General features: G+C 65.0%; 15 protein-coding genes. 6 read left to right on the top strand and 9 right to left on the bottom strand.

All coding sequences use genetic code 11. The features are described 5' to 3' along the window. Window positions 1-74: 74 nt before the first annotated feature. From ubiA to IPP28_03790, 4 genes are all read right to left on the bottom strand, one after another. The gene (ubiA, locus tag IPP28_03805; protein MBL0040175.1) at window positions 75-1,058 is read right to left on the bottom strand and encodes a 4-hydroxybenzoate octaprenyltransferase; all 984 of its coding nucleotides are present in this window, start codon (window positions 1,056-1,058) and stop codon (window positions 75-77) included. Between the two features lie 40 nt (window positions 1,059-1,098). Beyond that, on the bottom strand, window positions 1,099-3,129 hold the full coding sequence (locus tag IPP28_03800) for an FG-GAP repeat protein (GenBank protein ID MBL0040174.1): 2,031 nt from the start codon (window positions 3,127-3,129) through the stop codon (window positions 1,099-1,101). A 74-nt stretch (window positions 3,130-3,203) separates the two neighbouring features. Next, the gene (locus IPP28_03795; protein MBL0040173.1) at window positions 3,204-3,980 is read right to left on the bottom strand and encodes a gamma-glutamyl-gamma-aminobutyrate hydrolase family protein; all 777 of its coding nucleotides are present in this window, start codon (window positions 3,978-3,980) and stop codon (window positions 3,204-3,206) included. After that, on the bottom strand, window positions 3,977-5,155 hold the full coding sequence (locus IPP28_03790) for a carboxylate-amine ligase (GenBank protein ID MBL0040172.1): 1,179 nt from the start codon (window positions 5,153-5,155) through the stop codon (window positions 3,977-3,979). The genes IPP28_03795 and IPP28_03790 overlap by 4 nt, the downstream gene beginning before the upstream one ends. 200 nt (window positions 5,156-5,355) lie before the next feature. On the opposite strand from IPP28_03790, the gene IPP28_03785 reads away from it, so the two are divergent. Further along, window positions 5,356-5,616 carry a hypothetical protein gene (locus tag IPP28_03785; GenBank protein ID MBL0040171.1) on the top strand — a complete coding sequence of 87 codons (261 nt, stop codon included), beginning with the start codon at window positions 5,356-5,358 and terminating at the stop codon, window positions 5,614-5,616. Continuing rightward, window positions 5,613-5,894: a hypothetical protein gene (locus tag IPP28_03780; GenBank protein MBL0040170.1), complete on the top strand. Its 282-nt coding sequence runs from the start codon at window positions 5,613-5,615 to the stop codon at window positions 5,892-5,894. Before IPP28_03785 ends, IPP28_03780 begins: the two co-directional genes overlap by 4 nt. A 42-nt stretch (window positions 5,895-5,936) precedes the next feature. On the opposite strand, the gene lpdA is transcribed toward IPP28_03780, so the two are convergent. The 3 genes from lpdA to IPP28_03765 form a co-directional block, all read right to left on the bottom strand. Beyond that, entirely contained in the window at window positions 5,937-7,754 is a 1,818-nt protein-coding gene (gene lpdA, locus IPP28_03775) for a dihydrolipoyl dehydrogenase (GenBank protein ID MBL0040169.1), read from the bottom strand. A gap of 15 nt (window positions 7,755-7,769) precedes the next feature. After that, window positions 7,770-9,101, bottom strand: coding sequence for a dihydrolipoyllysine-residue acetyltransferase (gene aceF / locus IPP28_03770; protein MBL0040168.1), 1,332 nt, complete (start codon window positions 9,099-9,101; stop codon window positions 7,770-7,772). A 105-nt stretch (window positions 9,102-9,206) separates the two neighbouring features. After that, window positions 9,207-9,638: an organic hydroperoxide resistance protein gene (locus IPP28_03765; GenBank protein ID MBL0040167.1), complete on the bottom strand. Its 432-nt coding sequence runs from the start codon at window positions 9,636-9,638 to the stop codon at window positions 9,207-9,209. 90 nt (window positions 9,639-9,728) lie between these two features. Between IPP28_03765 and IPP28_03760 the strand changes: the two genes are divergently transcribed. The 4 genes from IPP28_03760 to IPP28_03745 all read left to right on the top strand — a co-directional run bounded on the left by IPP28_03760 (window position 9,729) and on the right by IPP28_03745 (window position 15,626). Then, complete coding sequence (locus tag IPP28_03760) at window positions 9,729-10,310, top strand: GNAT family N-acetyltransferase (protein MBL0040166.1); 582 nt, start codon at window positions 9,729-9,731, stop codon at window positions 10,308-10,310. A gap of 110 nt (window positions 10,311-10,420) precedes the next feature. Then, a complete protein-coding gene (locus IPP28_03755; GenBank protein MBL0040165.1) occupies window positions 10,421-11,305 on the top strand; it encodes an ABC transporter ATP-binding protein in 885 nt (294 codons plus the stop codon). A 9-nt stretch (window positions 11,306-11,314) separates the two neighbouring features. Further along, window positions 11,315-14,923, top strand: a complete 3,609-nt coding sequence (locus tag IPP28_03750) for a hypothetical protein (GenBank protein ID MBL0040164.1) — start codon at window positions 11,315-11,317, stop codon at window positions 14,921-14,923. 70 nt (window positions 14,924-14,993) lie between these two features. Next, window positions 14,994-15,626, top strand: a complete 633-nt coding sequence (locus IPP28_03745; GenBank protein ID MBL0040163.1) for a glutathione S-transferase family protein — start codon at window positions 14,994-14,996, stop codon at window positions 15,624-15,626. Here IPP28_03745 and IPP28_03740 read toward each other — a convergent pair. Both IPP28_03740 and IPP28_03735 read right to left on the bottom strand, forming a co-directional pair. Further along, a complete protein-coding gene (locus IPP28_03740; protein MBL0040162.1) occupies window positions 15,583-16,587 on the bottom strand; it encodes a CPBP family intramembrane metalloprotease in 1,005 nt (334 codons plus the stop codon). The two genes, IPP28_03745 and IPP28_03740, sit on opposite strands and share 44 nt — an antisense overlap. 154 nt (window positions 16,588-16,741) lie before the next feature. Beyond that, the gene (locus tag IPP28_03735; protein ID MBL0040161.1) at window positions 16,742-17,512 is read right to left on the bottom strand and encodes a DUF2884 family protein; all 771 of its coding nucleotides are present in this window, start codon (window positions 17,510-17,512) and stop codon (window positions 16,742-16,744) included. Window positions 17,513-17,527: the final 15 nt, after the last annotated feature.

Here is a 17,527-nt window from a genome sequence, read left to right as displayed (position 1 = left end):
GATCCACTCCGTCGTGAGGTTGCTGACCTCACGTACGGCGCGGCACTCGGTCAGGGATCACGGATCGTCGCGTTCTAGACGGCCTCGACCGTGGCGCGCGCAAAGTCCACCGCCATGCCCACCCACAGCGCCGCACCCGCCCAGTGGCTGAGCCTAAAGGCACGAAAGCAGTCGTCGCGCTGGCGGCTGCGGGCGATCCAGTGCTGCAGCGCGATGATCGCGAGCGCGGCGCTCCAGCCGACGATGTAGGTATTGCCGAGTTGCAGGCGGGTGCCGACCAGCCACATCGCGTACAGGAAACCGGCGTGGATCAGGCCGACGGCGACGAGGTCCATGTCGTCGAACAGGATGGCCGTGGACTTTGCCCCGGCCTTGAGGTCATCGTCGCGGTCGACCATCGCGTACAACGTGTCGTAGGCGGTGCTCCACAACACGTTGGCGAGGAACAGCAGCCACGCGATCGGGTCGACCTCGCCCTTCTGCGCCGCGTAGGCCATAGGCACCGACCAGCCGAACGCGGCACCGAGCCAGAGTTGCGGCAGGTGCGTGTGGCGCTTGAGGTACGGATAAGCGATCGCAAGTGCGGCGCCGACGAAGGCGAGTTGAATGGTGAGCGTATTGGTGAACGCGACCAGGACCAATGCGACCAGCATCAGCGCGGCGAACACCATCAGTGCCTCGCGCGGGGCGACGCGGCCATCGACGAGCGGGCGTTGCGCCGTCCGCTTCACTCGACCATCGAGCCAGCGATCCGCGTAGTCGTTGATTACGCAGCCGGCCGAACGCATGACGATCACGCCCAGGCTGAAGATCACCAGCAACGACCAGTCCGGCCTCCCCTTCGCAGCGGCCCACAGGCCCCAGTAGGTCGGCCACAGCAACAGCAGCCAGCCGACCGGTTTGTCGAGGCGCATCAGCAACGCGTAGTTGCGCGCACGCTCGCGCCAGTCACGCGGCGGCGCAGCAGTCGTTGGCGCGACTGCCGCGGAACGTGCGTCCGGCGTGCGTGGTGTCGACGGCGCGACTCGGCGCGCCTGCGATTTCGGTGTCCTGCTCATGCCGCGATTGTGCGGCGTCTGGCCAGCCTGTGGCGAGGCCTTATTCGAAGCCGTCGGCAAACAACTGCGGATTCGCGGCCAGGGTCGCGGTCAGGGTCACGCTGTTGTTCGCGGGCACCCCGTCGAACACGTCCGAGGAGACCGTGGCGGTTCGCACCAGCTGGGTGATCTGGCTGGTGTTGCCCGAGGGCAGGGTCGCGCTGACGAGGATCGCCGGCGCGGACTCGCCGACCGCGATCGGTTCAGAGCGGCGGCAGCGCATCACCCGATCCGGATCGGTCGCCTCGACCACGCTCGGCGTGCAGGTCCAGCCAATGTTGCTGCCGACGCCGAACGAAAATCCGGCCGAGTAGGTCAACTCGATGTTCAGCTGGTCCAGACGCTGCACCGGCCCGGCCAGAAAATCGAGTTCGACGCGGTCGAAAATCGGCTGGTCGCGCGGCACCGGCGCGCCCGCGTTGTTGGTCGTGCCGGTGAAATCGCTGGCGAGATTGACGCCGCCGCTGCCGAGGTCGTCGAAACGCATGATGTAGATGCGCCCGGCATCGGTTTCGCCGGCCACGTCCTGCTGCGGCGCGGCCACGACGATGTCATCGAGACCGTCGCGGTTGTAGTCGGCGGCGAGCACGCTGGTACCGAACAACATGTCGCTCGTCGTGGTGCCGCCGATATCGAGCGCGCGAAAGCTCCTGAACCCCGTGGTGGTCAGGCCGCCGGCACTGCCGAACAGCACGTAGACGAATCCCTCGTTGCTCAGCCCGCTGCCCGACACCGTTTCACCCGGCGCACCGACGATCAGATCGGCATAACCATCGGCGTTCACGTATCCCGCGGCCATGGCGGCACCGAAGCGATCACCCGCCTCTGCGGTCTGGCCGGCGAGATCACCCTGGTTGATCAATCCATCCGGGGTCATCGACAAGGGGCTGCTGAGCGTGCTGCCGGTATCGTTGCGCAGCAGATACAGCCGGCCGGCATCGGTAGCGCCGGCATTCTTGTCCGGTGCCGCAAACACCAGGTCCTCGTCGCCATCACCGTCGAAGTCACCCGAGGCCATCGCCGAACCGAAATGGTCATCATCGCCGCTGCCGGCAGGGGCCCAGGAAATGTGCTGCGAATAGAAGCCCGTCGGAGCCGGGTTGATGCCACCGTCATCCACCAGGATCGGAATACCGACCTCGCTGAAACCGCCGTTGTCGGCGTAGGGCGCACCAATCGCGAGGAATGGATGACCGAACCGGCCAACCGCCAACGCAGCACCGACCTGGGCACGGCGATTCGGCGTGGTCTGGAAGCTCGGATAGAACGCGGATTCCTCCTGGAACGACACCGTGGTCGCGGTGGCTCGCGGCGAACTCAGTTCACAGACGAAGCCGGCATCCTCGTCCAGGTTCAGACCGACGCCGGGGGCACCGACGTACAAGACGCCGCGCGCAAGCGTCATCGCGGCACCGAAGGCGAGTCCGTCGTGGACCACGTCGGGAAAGGTGAAGCATTGATGGGCCAGAAAGGGCGCCGCTCCGAATTGCTTGCTGCGCGGGTCGCCGTTGGCCGTCGACAGCACCACGAAGACACCACCGAGATCAGGGCATCGTTCGTCGACCAGGTTGGAACAACGATCGCTCGATACGTCGTGGCCGGGCGCTCCGACCAGCAGGTCGTCGACGCCATCCCGATTGAGGTCGCCGACCGTCAGGCTTGCCCCGGTTTCGGCATTGCGGACGCTGCTCACGGCGAATCGATCGTTGCCAGCCAGTCCATCGACGCGCTCGTAACTCGTGGATGTCGCGCGCGGATAGCTGCCGTTGCCGTACAGGATGAATACCTTGCCGCCGTCGGCCGTGCCGGGTTCGGGTTGGCCCATGGCGAGATCGCGTTCGCCATCGCCGTCGAAGTCGCCCGATGCCAGCGCGGTCCCCAACAATCCGTCGGCCACCGGCGAATCGCCGAACGCCACCGGAGACTGCGCCAGGTCGAAACACCACTGGGTCGTACTGGACACCGAGCATGAGGCCTGGACTGCGCCCGCCACCATCCATGCCCACGCGCCAATCATCCAACGTCCGCTCACTGCCTGCTCCCGTCCAAGTGACGCGACCATAGCGGCGGCACCCGGGCTGCGAACCCGACGAAAGAGAGGGCCAGTCAACGCGCGCAGGCTGCGAGAAACGCCTGCATCAGTGGGCCGCGGTCCATCCACTGGGGATCGCGACCATCATGGAATTCCGGGTGCCATTGCACCCCGACGACGAAACGCGCGCGGTCCTGGCACGCGATCGCTTCGATCACGCCATCGTCGGCCTGGGCCTCGACGACGAAGCCGGGCGCCACCACCTTTGCGGCCTGGTGGTGGATCGAGTTGATCCGGAAGCGGCGGCCGGCGCCGTACCAGTCGGCGAAGCGGCCGCCATCGCGGATCGTCATCGCGTGACCGTGTTCGTCGTAGCGTTCGCTGATGACATGCGATTCGGTGGTGACGCCGTCGAGCAGCAAATCCTGATGCAGGCTGCCACCGAACGCGATGTTGATCAGTTGCATGCCGCGGCAGATGCCGAGCACGGGCTTTCCGGCGCGTTCGAAGGCGCGCAGCAGATCGAGCTCGAAGCGGTCGCGGACGGCGTCGACACCCATCGTGCACGGCCGCGTCTCCTCGCCGTACAGGCGCGGATCGAGATCGGCACCGCCTTGCAGGAACAGCCCGTCGAAACGTGCGGCGATGCCGTCGACATCGAGATCGGCACGGCGCAATTCGCCGCCGCGCTCGATCGTCGGCACCATCGCGACGATGGCGCCGGCATGCGACAGCCAGTGCGATACCGACTGTTCAAGGAATTGCAGTTTCTTGCCGCGGAAACCGAGTTCGCTCGGCACCTGGTGCAACAGTCGCGGGGAAATGGCGATCAGCGGGACACGGTCACTCATGCACTCGGTTGCGGCGACAGTTCCGGTCGGAACGGTGCCGAAGTATGCGCCGGCACCGAATGCGCCGCCAGCCAGCGCGCGACCTCGCGACAGGCTTCCGCACGCGTCGCGCCCTGGTCGCGGGCACGCTTGAACTCGGCCACTTGCAGGTCGGCGCTGGTACCACGCGCAAGGATGTGGCGCGCCTGTTCCACCGCATCGGCACAGTCGAAGTGCGCGACATCCTCTTCGATCAGCACGAAGAACTGCGCCAGACGGTCACCGAACGACATCCGTCCGGCGGCACCGGTTTCGTCGATGAAGTGCGCCGCGATGCCGTGTCGTTTCGCTTGCCAGCGGTTCTCCTCGATCAGCAGGCGCGTCGTCGAGACGCGGGCCCGGCCGAGCGCCGGCAGCCTGACCGCGGCGCGCACCAGGCAGCGAAAAAGCTGAGCAATGCAGAGCGCGTCGCGAACATCGGTGCAGGCATCGGCAATGCGCAGTTCGATGGTCGGATATTTCGCCGACACGCGCGCCGCCCACCACAGGAAACTCGCATTCTCGATCACGCCGGCCTGCACCAGCTGGTGCACGAAGGCGTTGTAGTCGGCTTCGCCATTGAAGAATTCGGGTATGCCCGTGCGCGGCCATTCGTCATAGGCAGCCTGGCGATAACTCATCAGGCCGGTGCCCTGGCGGTTCCAGAACGGCGACGAACAGGACAGCGCGAGGAAGATCGGCGTGAACGCGAGAATGCGATTCATCACGTCGACGCGATCCTGATCCGGCGGCGGCGCCACATGCACGTGCAAGCCGCACAGCAGGTTGCGCCGTCCGATGATCTGGAAGTCCGAGACCAATTGCCGGTAGCGCGGCTTCTGCGTCAGGTTCTGCTCGCGCCATTCCGCCAGCGGATGCGTACCGGCCGACACCAGCCCCAGGCCATGCCGGCGCGCGATCGCATCGACCACGCGCCGGCTGTCGATCACCGAGCTCGCCAGTGTCGTGCCATCGACACACACCGGCGTCACCATTTCGATCTGCGACTGCATCAGCTCATGGCTGGCGCGGTCGCCGAGCTGGCGCGCGACATCCTTCTGGAACGATGTCGGAACGCGGGTCGCAATGGCACCGCTGTCGATGTGCGCAAGGAAGAATTCTTCCTCGACGCCGAAGGTATAGATGTGCTCGCTCATATCGGTGTCTCCGAGTCGACCATCACGCCGGGGACCGCGTCATGGAGGAACAGGGGACCACGCCCGTGGTTAACGCGACGTTATCGCGCTGAACTGCGATTCAGGTCACGTCGATGCGCAGGAAATGCGACGCCGCAGGCGCGGGCACAGTGCGACCATCTGCGGGCGACAATATCGTCGCAGCCAAGGAAGTCTCCCGCATGACTCGCAACAGCCTCGTCCTGTCCACCCTGTTCATCGCCACCGGCGCATCGGCCGGGCAAGCCGACCTCTGCTACGGCCCGAACCAGGCACTGGGCGCGAATTCACCGCCCAGCAACAGCACGGTGTTCAACTGTCCGCAGGCCGGCAACAAGACCCTGCCGCAACTCGCGGCCGACGGCTGGCGCATCGTGCAACTGACGCCGGTCACCACCTCGCAGACCACGCAAGCCGATCAGCTCATCATCCAGAAGCCATGAGAGCCAGCTCGCTCCTGCTCCTGCTCGGCCTGACCGGCGGCGCGCACGCGGAGATCTGCCGATCACCGGCGATGGACCTCGGTGCGGCGACGCCTCCGAACCAGAACACCGTGTTCGATTGCGGCCCGAACCTGTCCGGCACGATCAACGCGCTGGCCCAGGCCGGTTACGAGATCGTGTCGCTGACACCGATCGTGGTCTCGACCAGTCCCTATCAAACCGCTGATCAACTGCTGATCCAGAAAGCCGACGCGATCCTGGCGACTGGCTTCGAATAATCCTTGGATGCTCGCCCCGGCCAACAACCGCCGGGGCGGTATTCAACGCTTCTTCGGGATGTACAGATCCGTCACCGTGCCTTCGCAGACTTCAGCCGCGAGACCCATGGTTTCGCCGAGCGTCGGGTGTGGGTGAATGGTCAATCCGACATCGGCAATCTCGGCCTGCATCTCGATCGCGAGTGCGGCTTCGGAGATCAGGTCACCGGCATGCGGACCGACGATACCGACGCCGATCACGCGATGCGTGGTTTCGTCGTATAGCATCTTGGTGAAGCCTTCGGTACGACCGATGCCGATGGCGCGACCCGACGCCGCCCACGGGAACACGCCCTTGCCGTAGGCGATGCCCTTGGCCTTCGCTTCGGTTTCGGTAAGTCCGACCCAGGCGATTTCCGGATCGGTGTAGGCGACGCTCGGGATCACCCGCGCGACGAATTCGCTCTTGTGTCCGCTGGCATTCTCCGCAGCGACTTTCGCTTCGTGCGTGGCCTTGTGCGCCAGCATCGGCTGACCGACGATGTCACCGATCGCAAAGATGTGCGGCACATTCGTGCGCATCTGCTTGTCGACGGCGATGAAGCCGCGCGCATCGACGTTCACACCCGCTGCGTCGGCGTTGAGTTTCTTGCCGTTCGGCGTGCGCCCGACCGCACACAACACGCGATCGAACACCGTCGTCTTCGGCATCGACTCGCCTTCGAAGGTGGCGTGCAGGCCGTCCTTCTGCGCATCGAGCGCGGTGACCTTGGTCTTCAGATGGATGCCGGCGTAACGCTTGGCGAGACGGGTCTGCAGCGGCTTGACGAGGTCGAGGTCGGCGCCCGGCATCAATTGATCGGCGAGTTCGACCACGGTGACTTCCGAGCCCAATGCATCGAACACGCAGGCCATTTCCAGACCGATGATGCCGCCGCCAATGACGAGCAGGCGTTTCGGGATATCGGCGAGCGCCAGGGCATCGGTCGAGTCCATCACGCGCGCATCGTCCCAACGCAGGCCAGGCAGTTTCACCGGCTGCGAACCGGCCGCGATGATCGCCTTCTCGAAACGCACGAGCTTGGCGCCGTCGGCCGTCGCGACTTCCACCTCGTTCGCCGAAACGAAGGTCGCGACGCCGGTGACGCGCGTGACCTTGCGCTGTTTCGACATGCCGGCGAGACCGGCATTCAAGGTCTTCACGACCTTTTCCTTGTAGGCACGCAGCTTGTCGAGCTCGATCTTCGGCGCTCCGAACGAGATGCCGTAGTCCGACGCATGACTGGCTTCGTCGATCACCTTCGCGGCGTGCAGCAGCGCCTTCGACGGGATGCAGCCGACGTTGAGGCAGACGCCACCGAGTTCGGCATAACGCTCGATCAGCACCACGTTCTGGTCGAGGTCCGCCGCGCGGAACGCCGCGCTGTATCCCCCCGGCCCTGCGCCAATCACGACGATCTGGCACTCGAGATCGGCCTTGCGGCCGGTGGGAGCGGCGGAAGCCGCGATGCTCTGTGTAGGAGCGCCCTTGGGCGCGACAGGTGCCGCGACGACCTGTGGCGCCGTCGCGGGATTCGCGGATGTCGAGGTCGGCGTCGGGCTGACGGTCGCGCCCAAGGGCGCTCCTACAGGGGCGGTGTCGGCCGATTCCAACACCGCCACCAGCATGCCCTCGCTCAACTTGTCGCCGAGCTTCACGCGCAACTCGCGCACGACGCCGGCCGCGCTCGACGGCACTTCCATCGTCGCCTTGTCCGATTCCAGCGTGACCAGACCCTGGTCCTTCTTGATCGCGTCGCCAACCTTGACCAGCACCTCGATCACCGGCACCTCGCTGCTGCCGCCAAGGTCGGGGACTTTCACTTCGATCGTGTTCGCCATCGCAGTGTCTCCGACTCAGAGCATCGCCCGCCGGAAATCGGCGAGCAGTTGCGCAAGGAATGCGGTAAAGCGCGCGGCGGCGGCGCCGTCGATGACGCGGTGGTCATACGAGAGCGACAGCGGCAGCATCAGGCGCGGCTCGAAGCTGCTGCCGTTCCAGACCGGCTTCAGCGACGACTTGGAGACGCCGAGGATGGCGACTTCCGGGGCATTGATGATCGGCGTGAAGGCCGTGCCGCCGATGCCGCCGAGCGAGCTGATCGAGAAGCAGCCGCCCTGCATGTCCGCAGGGGCGAGCTTGCCTTCGCGCGCCTTCGCGGCGAGTTCGGAGGTTTCCTTCGCGAGCGCGAACACGCCCTTCTGGTCGACATCGCGGATCACCGGCACGACCAGGCCATTCGGCGTATCGGCGGCGAAGCCGACGTGGAAATACTGCTTGAGCGTCAGGTGCTCGCCGCTCGCATCGAGCGAGGCATTGAAGTCCGGAAATTTCTTCAGGCCGGCGACCGCGGCCTTCATCAGGAAGGCGAGCATGGTGAGCTTCAGCCCCGCCTTCTCGTTTTCCTTGTTGAGCTGGACGCGGAAGGCTTCGAGTTCGGTGATGTCGGCGTCGTCGAACTGGGTGACGTGCGGAATCATCGCCCAGTTGCGCGCGAGGTTCGCGCCGGAAATCTTCTTGATGCGCGCCAGCGGCTTCGTCTCGATCGCACCGAACTTGCTGAAATCGACATTCGGCCACGGCAGCAGATTCAGGCCAAGACCGCCGCCACTCGCAGCCGCTGCAGCCGGTTTTGCCAGCGCCGCCTTGACGTAGTTCTGCACATCTTCCTTGCTGATTCGCCCGCCGCGTGCGCTGCCCGTCAGCTTCGTCAGATCGACCCCGAGTTCGCGCGCGAACAGACGCACCGACGGCGAGGCGTAGGGCAAGGCATTGCCGGCCAGTTGCGTGGCGTCGTGGCTATGGGCCGCAGCCACCGGTGTAGGAGCGAGCCCCGGCTCGCGACCCGTTGTGGCCGGTGCCGGTGCCGGTGCCGGTGCCGGTGCGGGCAACGGCGCGGGCGCTGCCGGCGTCGGTCGCGAGCCGGGGCTCGCTCCTACAGGCGCAGCATCGGCTTCGATGATCGCCACCAGCGAACCTTCGGACAGTGCGTCGCCGAGCTTGACCTTGATTTCGCGCACGACGCCGGCGAAGGCCGAGGGCACTTCCATCGTCGCCTTGTCGGATTCGAGCGTGACCAGACCCTGGTCCTTCTTCACCGTGTCGCCGACCTTGACCAGCAACTCGATGACCGGCACCTCGCTGCTGCCCCCGAGATCCGGGACGCGGGCTTCCTTCAGATCGGCCATGACTCCTCCATCCAGGCGCTGCCCCAGAGTGGGGCAAGACAGGCCGACATTGTTGCGGCTTCCCGGTGCAACGGGAAGCCACAGGCGTTTGACTCGCCGAAAACCTCAGTCGACGACGCTGAGCTTCACGTCGATGTTGTTGCGGGTGGCCTTCGAATACGGACAGACCTGATGCGCGGCCTCGATCAACTCCTGCGCAACCGCGGCGTCGATGCCCGGAAGGCGCACGTCGAGTTGGGCACCCAGGCCGAGGCCGCCGGCTTCGAGCAAACCGATGTCGACATGGGCGGTAACGAAGATGCCGTTCAGCGCAACCTTCTTCTGGGCCGCGACGAACGCCACCGCACCGGCGAAACACGCGGAATAGCCGCTGGCGAACAACTGCTCGGGATTGGTCGTGCCCGGCGCCTCGCTGCCGCCCAGCGCCTTCGGCTTGTTGAGTTTCACGTCGATCATGCCGTCGGACGACTTCACGGCGCCATCGCGGCCACCATCGGCCGTGGCGTGGGCGGTATAGAGCACTTTCATCGGCGTCACTCCTCGTTGGGGGAGGACGATGCTAGCCACAAATCGTGACGATGGCGCCAAGGTCGCTACACTGGTCGGTCAAATATCGAGAAAAAAGTCATGACCGACACCGCATCGCCGAAGCTGCTCGCCGACCTCGCCACGCTGCCCTCGCTCGACTCCGAGCGCCTGCACCTGCGGCCGATCCGCGAGGATGACCTGCCCGACCTCTACGCCGTGTTCGCCGATCCGGACGTGATGCGCTACTGGAGCACGCCGCCGATGCGCGATCTCGCCGAAGCGCGAGCGTATCTGGCCGCGATCGAACAGCAGTTCACCGAACGCACCGGATTCAAATGGGCGATCACGCGCCGCGGCAATGACCGACTGATCGGCACGACCTCGCTGTTCCGGCTCGATGGCCCGCACCGCACCGGCGAGATCGGCTACGCGCTCGGCTCGGCGCACTGGGGCAATGGCTACGCCGCCGAAGCGGTGCGCCGGACCTGCCAATTCGGCTTCGAGCATCTGGGTCTGCGCCGCATCGAGGCCGACATCGACCCGCGCAACCACGCCTCGATCCAGGTCATCGAGAAGGCCGGCTTCCAGCGCGAAGGCGTGCTGCGCGAGCGCTACATCTACAACGGCGAGATCCAGGACGTCGTCTATTACGGCCTGCTGGCACGGGAATTTGCGCGCTGAGGCGCGCCGTTCCCTTGTAACGCTTCGTGACCTTGGGCAGATGCCGGTTTCAGTCGGACCGGGAATGATCAGGAGTCGACTTCAACCCACCCCATTCCGGACTCGCCGCCATGCTCACGATTCGAAACCTCTCGAAGACCTATCCGAATGGCGTTCAGGCGCTGAAATCGGTCACGCTCGACATTCCCAAGGGCATGTTCGGCCTGCTCGGCCCGAACGGGGCCGGCAAATCGAGCCTGATGCGCACGTTGGCAACGCTGCAGGAAGCGGACAGCGGCGAGGCGAAGCTCGACGAGATCGACGTGCTGCGCGACAAGGATGCGGTGCGCCGGGTGCTCGGTTACCTGCCGCAGGATTTCGGCGTCTATCCGAAAGTGTCGGCCGAAGACCTGCTCGACCATTTCGCCGCCTTGAAGGGCTACACGAATGGTCGCGAACGCAAGGATGTCGTGGCCTCGCTGCTGCAACAGGTGAACCTGTGGAACGTGCGCAAGCAGAAGCTCGGCGGCTTTTCCGGCGGCATGCGCCAGCGCTTCGGCATCGCCCAGGCGCTGATCGGATCGCCGCGCCTGGTGATCGTCGATGAACCGACCGCAGGCCTCGATCCCGAGGAGCGCAACCGCTTCCTCAACCTGCTGGCCGAAATCGGCGAGAACGTGGTGGTGATCCTGTCGACCCACATCGTCGAGGACGTGACCGACCTGTGTCCGCGCATGGCCATCATCAATCAGGGCCAGGTGCTGCTGACCGGGGAGCCGCTGGAGGCGATCCGCTCGCTCGATGGCCGGGTATGGAAGAAGGTGGTGAGCAAGGACGAGTTGCCCGATGTGCAACTGCGCCTCACGGTGTTGTCGACGCGCCTGGTCGGCGGTCGCCCGGTGGTGCACGTGCTGTCGGACACGCAGCCGGAGCCGGGCTTCGAACAGGTCGCCGCGGGGCTGGAAGACGTGTACTTCGGCCAGTTGACGCGCCACCGCGCGTCGCTCGCGGCCTGAGGACGACCCATGTTCACTGAGTTCCTGAAGTTCGACCTGCGCTACCAGTTGCGTCAGCCGCTGCTGTGGATCGGTATCGCCGCGTTCGCTTTCCTGGCCTTCGGCGCGACCACGTCCGACTCGGTGCAGATCGGCGGCTCGATCGGCAACGTGCATCGCAACGCGCCGTTCGTGGTCGTGCAATGGCTGAATATCTTTACGATCCTCGGCCTGTTCATTTCCGGCGCGTTCGTCGGCGGCACCTTGCTGCGCGACTTTGAAATGGGTACCTCGGAGCTGTTCTTCTCGAAGCCGATCGGCGCACGCTCCTACCTGCTCGGCCGCTATACCGCCGGCATCATCGCGGCGCTCGCGATCTATCTCGGCATCGCGCTGGCCATGCTGGTCGGCGCCGCGATGCCATGGATCGACCCGGCGCGTCTCGGCCCGTTCTCGCTCCTGCCTTATCTCTATGGTCTCGCGGTGTTCGTGATTCCGAACCTGGTGTTCAGCAGCGCCCTGATCCTGCTGTTCGCGGCGCTGATGCGGTCGATGCTTGGCGTCTATCTCGCGATCATGGCCTTCCTGGTGATGTGGGGCGTCGCGGGTTCGTATACGCGCGACCTCGACAATCAGTGGATTGGCGCGCTGGCCGATCCGTTCGGCGGCCGTGCGCTGAGCCGGACCACGCAGTACTGGACCGCGGAAGATCGCAACACCCTGCTGCCCGAACTCGGCAATTACATCCTCGCCAATCGCGCGCTGTGGCTCGCCATCGCGCTGCTGCTGATCATCGTGACCCTGCGCCTGTTCCGTGCACAGCGCGCCGGCACCAGCGCCGCCAAGCCGTGGTTCCAGCGGGCGAAGAAGGCTGCGATACGCGAGTCGGTTGCACCGGCATCGCCGATTCGCGGTGTTGCAGCGACGCCGCCGCGCGATGCCAGCGCGTTCCGCCAGTACCTCAAGCAGACGCGCTTCGACACCCTGCACGTGCTGTTCTCGGTGCCGTTCCTGATCATGGTCGCGTTCGGGCTGCTGAACCTCGTCGGTTCACTGAGCGCACCCGGACCGATGTACGACACGCCGCTGTATCCGGTCACGGCGACGATGCTGACGTCGATCCAGGAGTCCTATACGTGGATCCTGATGGTCGTGGTGATGTTCTACGCCGGCGAACTGGTCTGGCGCGAACGCTCCGCCAAGCTCGACGGCGTCATCGACGCCTTTCCGGTGCCGAACTGGGTACCGCTCGCGGCGAAGGCCAGCGCCCTGGTCGCGGTGGTCGCCGTGTTCATGCTCGCCGCCGCACTCTGGTGCATGGGTTACCAGCTGATCAAGGGCTACACCCAGCTCGAACCGCTGCTGTACCTGAAGGGACTGGCGCTTGCATCGGGCTTGTTCATCCTGACCGGCTGGCTGGCCATCGTGTTCCAGACCCTGACCAATCACAAGTTCGTCGGCTACCTCGCGACGATCGCGATCATGGTGTCGTGGATGGTGTTGGGCACGCTCGATTTCGACCACAACCTGGTGTCGTTCGCCGGTACGCCGGCGATTCCGTATTCGGACATGAACGGCTACGGCCATTTCCTCAAGGGCTGGTTCTGGTTCGAGGGCTACTGGACCCTGTTCACGTTGTGCGCGTTGCTGATCGCGGCCGCCTTCTGGGTGCGCGGTACGCCGGAACCGTTCCGGGCTCGCGTCGCGATCGCGAAATCGCGCCTCGCCGGCCGTCCCGCCCTGCTGCTCGGCGTGGGCGTTGTCGCGACGATCGCGGTCGGCGCCTGGATCCTCTACAACACGACGGTGCTGAACCGCTATCAGGCCAGCGACACCGCGCTCGATGAACAGGCGCGCTACGAGACCACCTGGCGCAAGGCCGAAAACGTCGCGCAGCCGCGCATCATCGCCACCGACAACATCGTGCAGATCTATCCGTCCGAACGTCGCGTCACCATCGACGGCCACTACCGGATGAAGAACAAGACGACCCAGCCGATCCCGGAATTGCTGGTGTTCGGCGACCCGGACCGCGGCGACGTCGTGCTGGATGTGCCGGGTGCCACCCTGAAGCAGGACGATCCTGCCAACGGCATGCGCGTCTACGCGTTTGCGACGCCCTTGCCGCCCGGCGCCGAATTCGACTTCGGCTATCGCATCGACATCCGCAATCCGGGCTTCACCAACAACGGACAGGCCGGGCGCATCCATCACAACGGGACGTTCTTCGACAACCTCGCCTATTTCCCGCAGTTCGGATACCAGGCCGGTCTCGAAATCCAGGACCGCAACGAACGCCGCGAACGCGGACTCGGCGATCCGCGGCGCATGCCGAAGTTGGAGACCGCCGCGCGGACCGAGAGCTATCTCAGCGACGACTCCGACTGGCTCGACTTCAAGAGCACGGTCTGTACCAGCCCCGACCAGATCGCGATGGCACCCGGCTACCTGCAACGGGAGTGGTCCGATCACGACGCTGCCGGTGCCGACCGCCGCTGCTTCCGCTACGAGATGGATGCACCGATCCTCGGCTTCTGGTCCTACCTGAGCGCCGACTGGGCCGTGAAGAAGGACCGCTGGCACGATGTCGCGATCGAGGTTTATTACGACCGCAAGCACCCGTACAACGTTGACCGCATGATCGAGTCCAGCAAGAAGTCGCTGGACTATTTCACGACGCACTTCGGGCCCTACCAGCATCGCCAGTTCCGCATCCTCGAATTCCCGGGCTACGCCAGCTTCGCGCAGTCGTTCCCGAACACGATTCCGTATTCGGAAGCGATCGGCTTCATCGCCGATGTCGACGCCGAGGACGCGGTCGACTACGTGTTCTACGTCACCGCGCATGAACTTGCGCACCAGTGGTGGGCACACCAGGTGATCGGCGCCAATGCGCAGGGCGCGACCCTGATGAGCGAGACGATGGCGCAGTATTCGGCCCTGATGGTGATGGAGCGGGAGTACGGCGCAAACAAGATGCGCAAGTTCCTCAAGTACGAACTCGATGCGTACCTGCGCGGCCGTGGCGGCGAAGTCATCGAGGAACTGCCGCTCGACCACGTCGAGGACAGTCAGGGCTACGTCCACTATCGCAAGGGTTCGCTGGTGATGTATCGCCTCAAGGACGAGATCGGCGCCGACGCCATCAATCTGGCGCTGCGCAACTACATCGCCAAGGTGAAGTTCCAGGAGCCGCCGTACACGATCTCGAAGGAGCTGATCGCGGAGTTCCGCGCCGTCGCACCGGCTGACAAGCAGCAACTGATCACCGACCTGTTCGAGCGCATCAGCTTCTACGACAACCGCGCCGAGGAAGTGACCGCGAGGAAGCTCGACAACGGCAAGTACGAAGTGACGATTGCCTGGAAAGCCTCGAAGAAACTGTCCGACGGCATCGGCAAGGAGAGCGATCTCGTGCTGGCCGACGACATCGACATCGGCATCTTCGCGCGCGCCAAGGGCGCCGAGGAAAAGGACGAAAAGGTGCTGTACCTGAAGAAGCACCGCATCGACCAACCCGAGGGCAAGATCACGGTCGTCGTCGATGAACTGCCCTACGACGCCGGCATCGACCCGCTCAACAAGCTCATCGACCGCGTCTCCAGCGACAACCGCAAGCGGGTGTCGCTCGACGGCTGAGTGCCGCTGCGCCTGCAGTTACCATTGCGCCATCGAGCTGCTTCGCTGGCGCCCATTCCGGAGTTCACCCATGCTCACCCTCTACTACGCCCCCGGCACCGCCAGCTTGTGCGTGCACCAGTTCCTGATCGAACTCGGCGTCGAGCATCGGCTGGAGAAAGTCGATACCGATGCGAAGCAACAGAAGTCGCCGGAGTACCTGAAACTCAATCCGGGCGGCGTGGTGCCGACCCTGGTCGTCGACGGCGAACCGATGGTCGAATCCAGCGCGATGCTGATGTGGCTGGCCGAACAGGATCCGCAGGCACGCTTCGTGCCCGGTGACGGCGGCCGCGCGCGCCGCGATTACTTGCAATGGTTTCTGCTGCTCGCGAACGGCCTGCAGCCGCCGTTCCGCGCCTGGTTTTATCCGGAGGAACCGGCCGGCGAGTCAGCGACCGACGCGGTGAAGGCGAGTGCGCGCCTGCGCATCGAGGGGATGTGGGACCGCGTCAATGCGCACCTCGAACAGAACGGGCCCTATGTCTGCGGCGCACAACTCACCGCAGCCGATTTCTTCCTGTTCATGCTGTGCCGCTGGTCGCGCAACATGCCGAAGCCGGCGACCGAATGGCCGTATCTCGCGATGTTCGTCGCGTCGATGAAGGCGCGACCCTCGTTCAAGACACTGTATGCGCGGGAAGGTCTGTCGGAATGGGCGTGACCCGCGACCAGTAAGGCTTGCGGAGGCGCCCGGCGGCCAACGCGCGCCGGGTCGCGAAGATCGACAGCGCGAGGCAGAGCAGGACGGTGAGCAAGGACGCCTCGGCGCCGAACTCGCCGCCCGACAGCCATTCCGGACCCTGCGTCTTCGCCTGAAACAGGCTGGGCAGTTCGAAGCCGGAGACCGCAATGCCGAGCACGCCGCCCTGCGTGAAATTCCACGCGGCGTGCAGGCCCATGACGAAGTACAGCGAACGTGTCCACGCGTAGAGCATGCCGAGCAGGATGCCGGCTTCGAGCGCGATGGCGGCGCTGCTCCACCAGGTCGCGTTCGGATTGCCGAAGTGGACGAGCCCGAAGAATGCGCCGGAAATCGCGATGGCGATCCAGGTGCCGAGCGCATCCTCGACGACGCGGAACAATACGCCACGGAAGATCAGCTCCTCGGTGATGCCGGGCACGATGCCGACCATCAACAGCGGAAACCAGAGGTTCGCCGATGCATTGACGCCCTCGATGCGATAGCTGCCGAACGCGGCCATCAAGGCTGCCGCCAAGCCCATCAGGCCGGCGCCTGCCAGCAGACCCAGGGCCGAATGCGGCAGCAACTTGCGCCATGCCAGTTCGTCGATCCGCCGACCTTCGATCGCACGTACCAGCAGCACGTAAGCGAGAATGATGGGCAAAGACGCCATCAGCACCTGACCGCACAGCGCCAGTGGTGATGCCGTCGCCATGCCGCGGAGACCGGTGCGATGCGTGCCGGTCACCCAGCGCACCAGCAGACTGAAGGCCACCGTCATCGCGATGAAGATCAGGATCCGCAGCAACGGATTGCGCATGATCCGCACCCAACGTGGCGGCGATTGGTCCACCGGCAACGGCGGCGTCTCGGCCAACGTCGTTTCAGCCGGCGGCACATCCACATCCGCTGGCACCTGCATCGTGTCTTCCGTGGTCATCGGCCGTGCTCCGCGAAGAAGCCGGGACCATGCCACGCCCACCCACTGCCGGCAACACACAGAAGTCACTGCATCAGCGCGGCGCATCGCGCGACCGGATACGCAAACGGCCCGCATTGCGCGGGCCGTCGGTGGACCATCGGCGTGATCGGGATTACATCAAATCAAGCTTGCTGCCGTTGGCGACTTCGACTTCGAAGCCGGCATTGAGTTCGGCCAGTGCCTGCACGCGCGGGCAGAGGTCCTTGGCGCGGGCTTCGAGTTTCTTGGCAGCACCTTCGACCTTGTCCTCGATCGTGCGTTCAAGGCGCTTGGCCTTGGCCTCGATCTCCTTGGCGCGCGACTCGTCGCCCGAGAGCGCCATCGCGATGGCGTCACCGGCCACGTTCGCGGCGATCGAGGCGACCAGTTCCTTCACCAGCGGCTCGACCACCTTGTCGACGACACGATCGATTTCCTCGTCGGTCGGGCGGCCATGCGAAAGGTCGCTGCGCACCGCCTTGACCATCTCGACACGGATCTTGTCGAGACGATGATTGAAATCATCGATGCGGTCCGCGTCTTCCTCGAACGCGGCATTCACTTCACGCACCGCGGTCAGTCCCAGTTCGATGCCTTCCAGCGCGATGCCGATGGCTTCTTCGCGAATGCCCAGCACTTCGTCTTCGAAGCGCATCAGGCGGGTGCGATCGGCGGCGTTGACCGACACTTCGCGGCCATCGACGAACAGCCGGCCGGCGTCGACGCGGATCTTGGCGCCACTGCCGGTTTCGGGTGCGAAGCTCAGGCCGTCGCTGCCGATGCGCAGGTCGTAGGCGCTGTTGACGCGCACGTCGCAGTCGTGATCGAAATGTCCGGCATTCGCGACGCCGAACGGCAGCAGGCTGGCGGTAGCGAGGGCAAGGGCAGTCAGGCGGTGGTTCACGTCAGTTCTCCTGGT

Source organism: Lysobacterales bacterium (assembly GCA_016721845.1).
In the GTDB taxonomy this organism is placed as follows: Bacteria; Pseudomonadota; Gammaproteobacteria; order Xanthomonadales; family Ahniellaceae; genus JADKHK01.
This window is presented reverse-complemented; position numbering and strand designations above follow the sequence as displayed.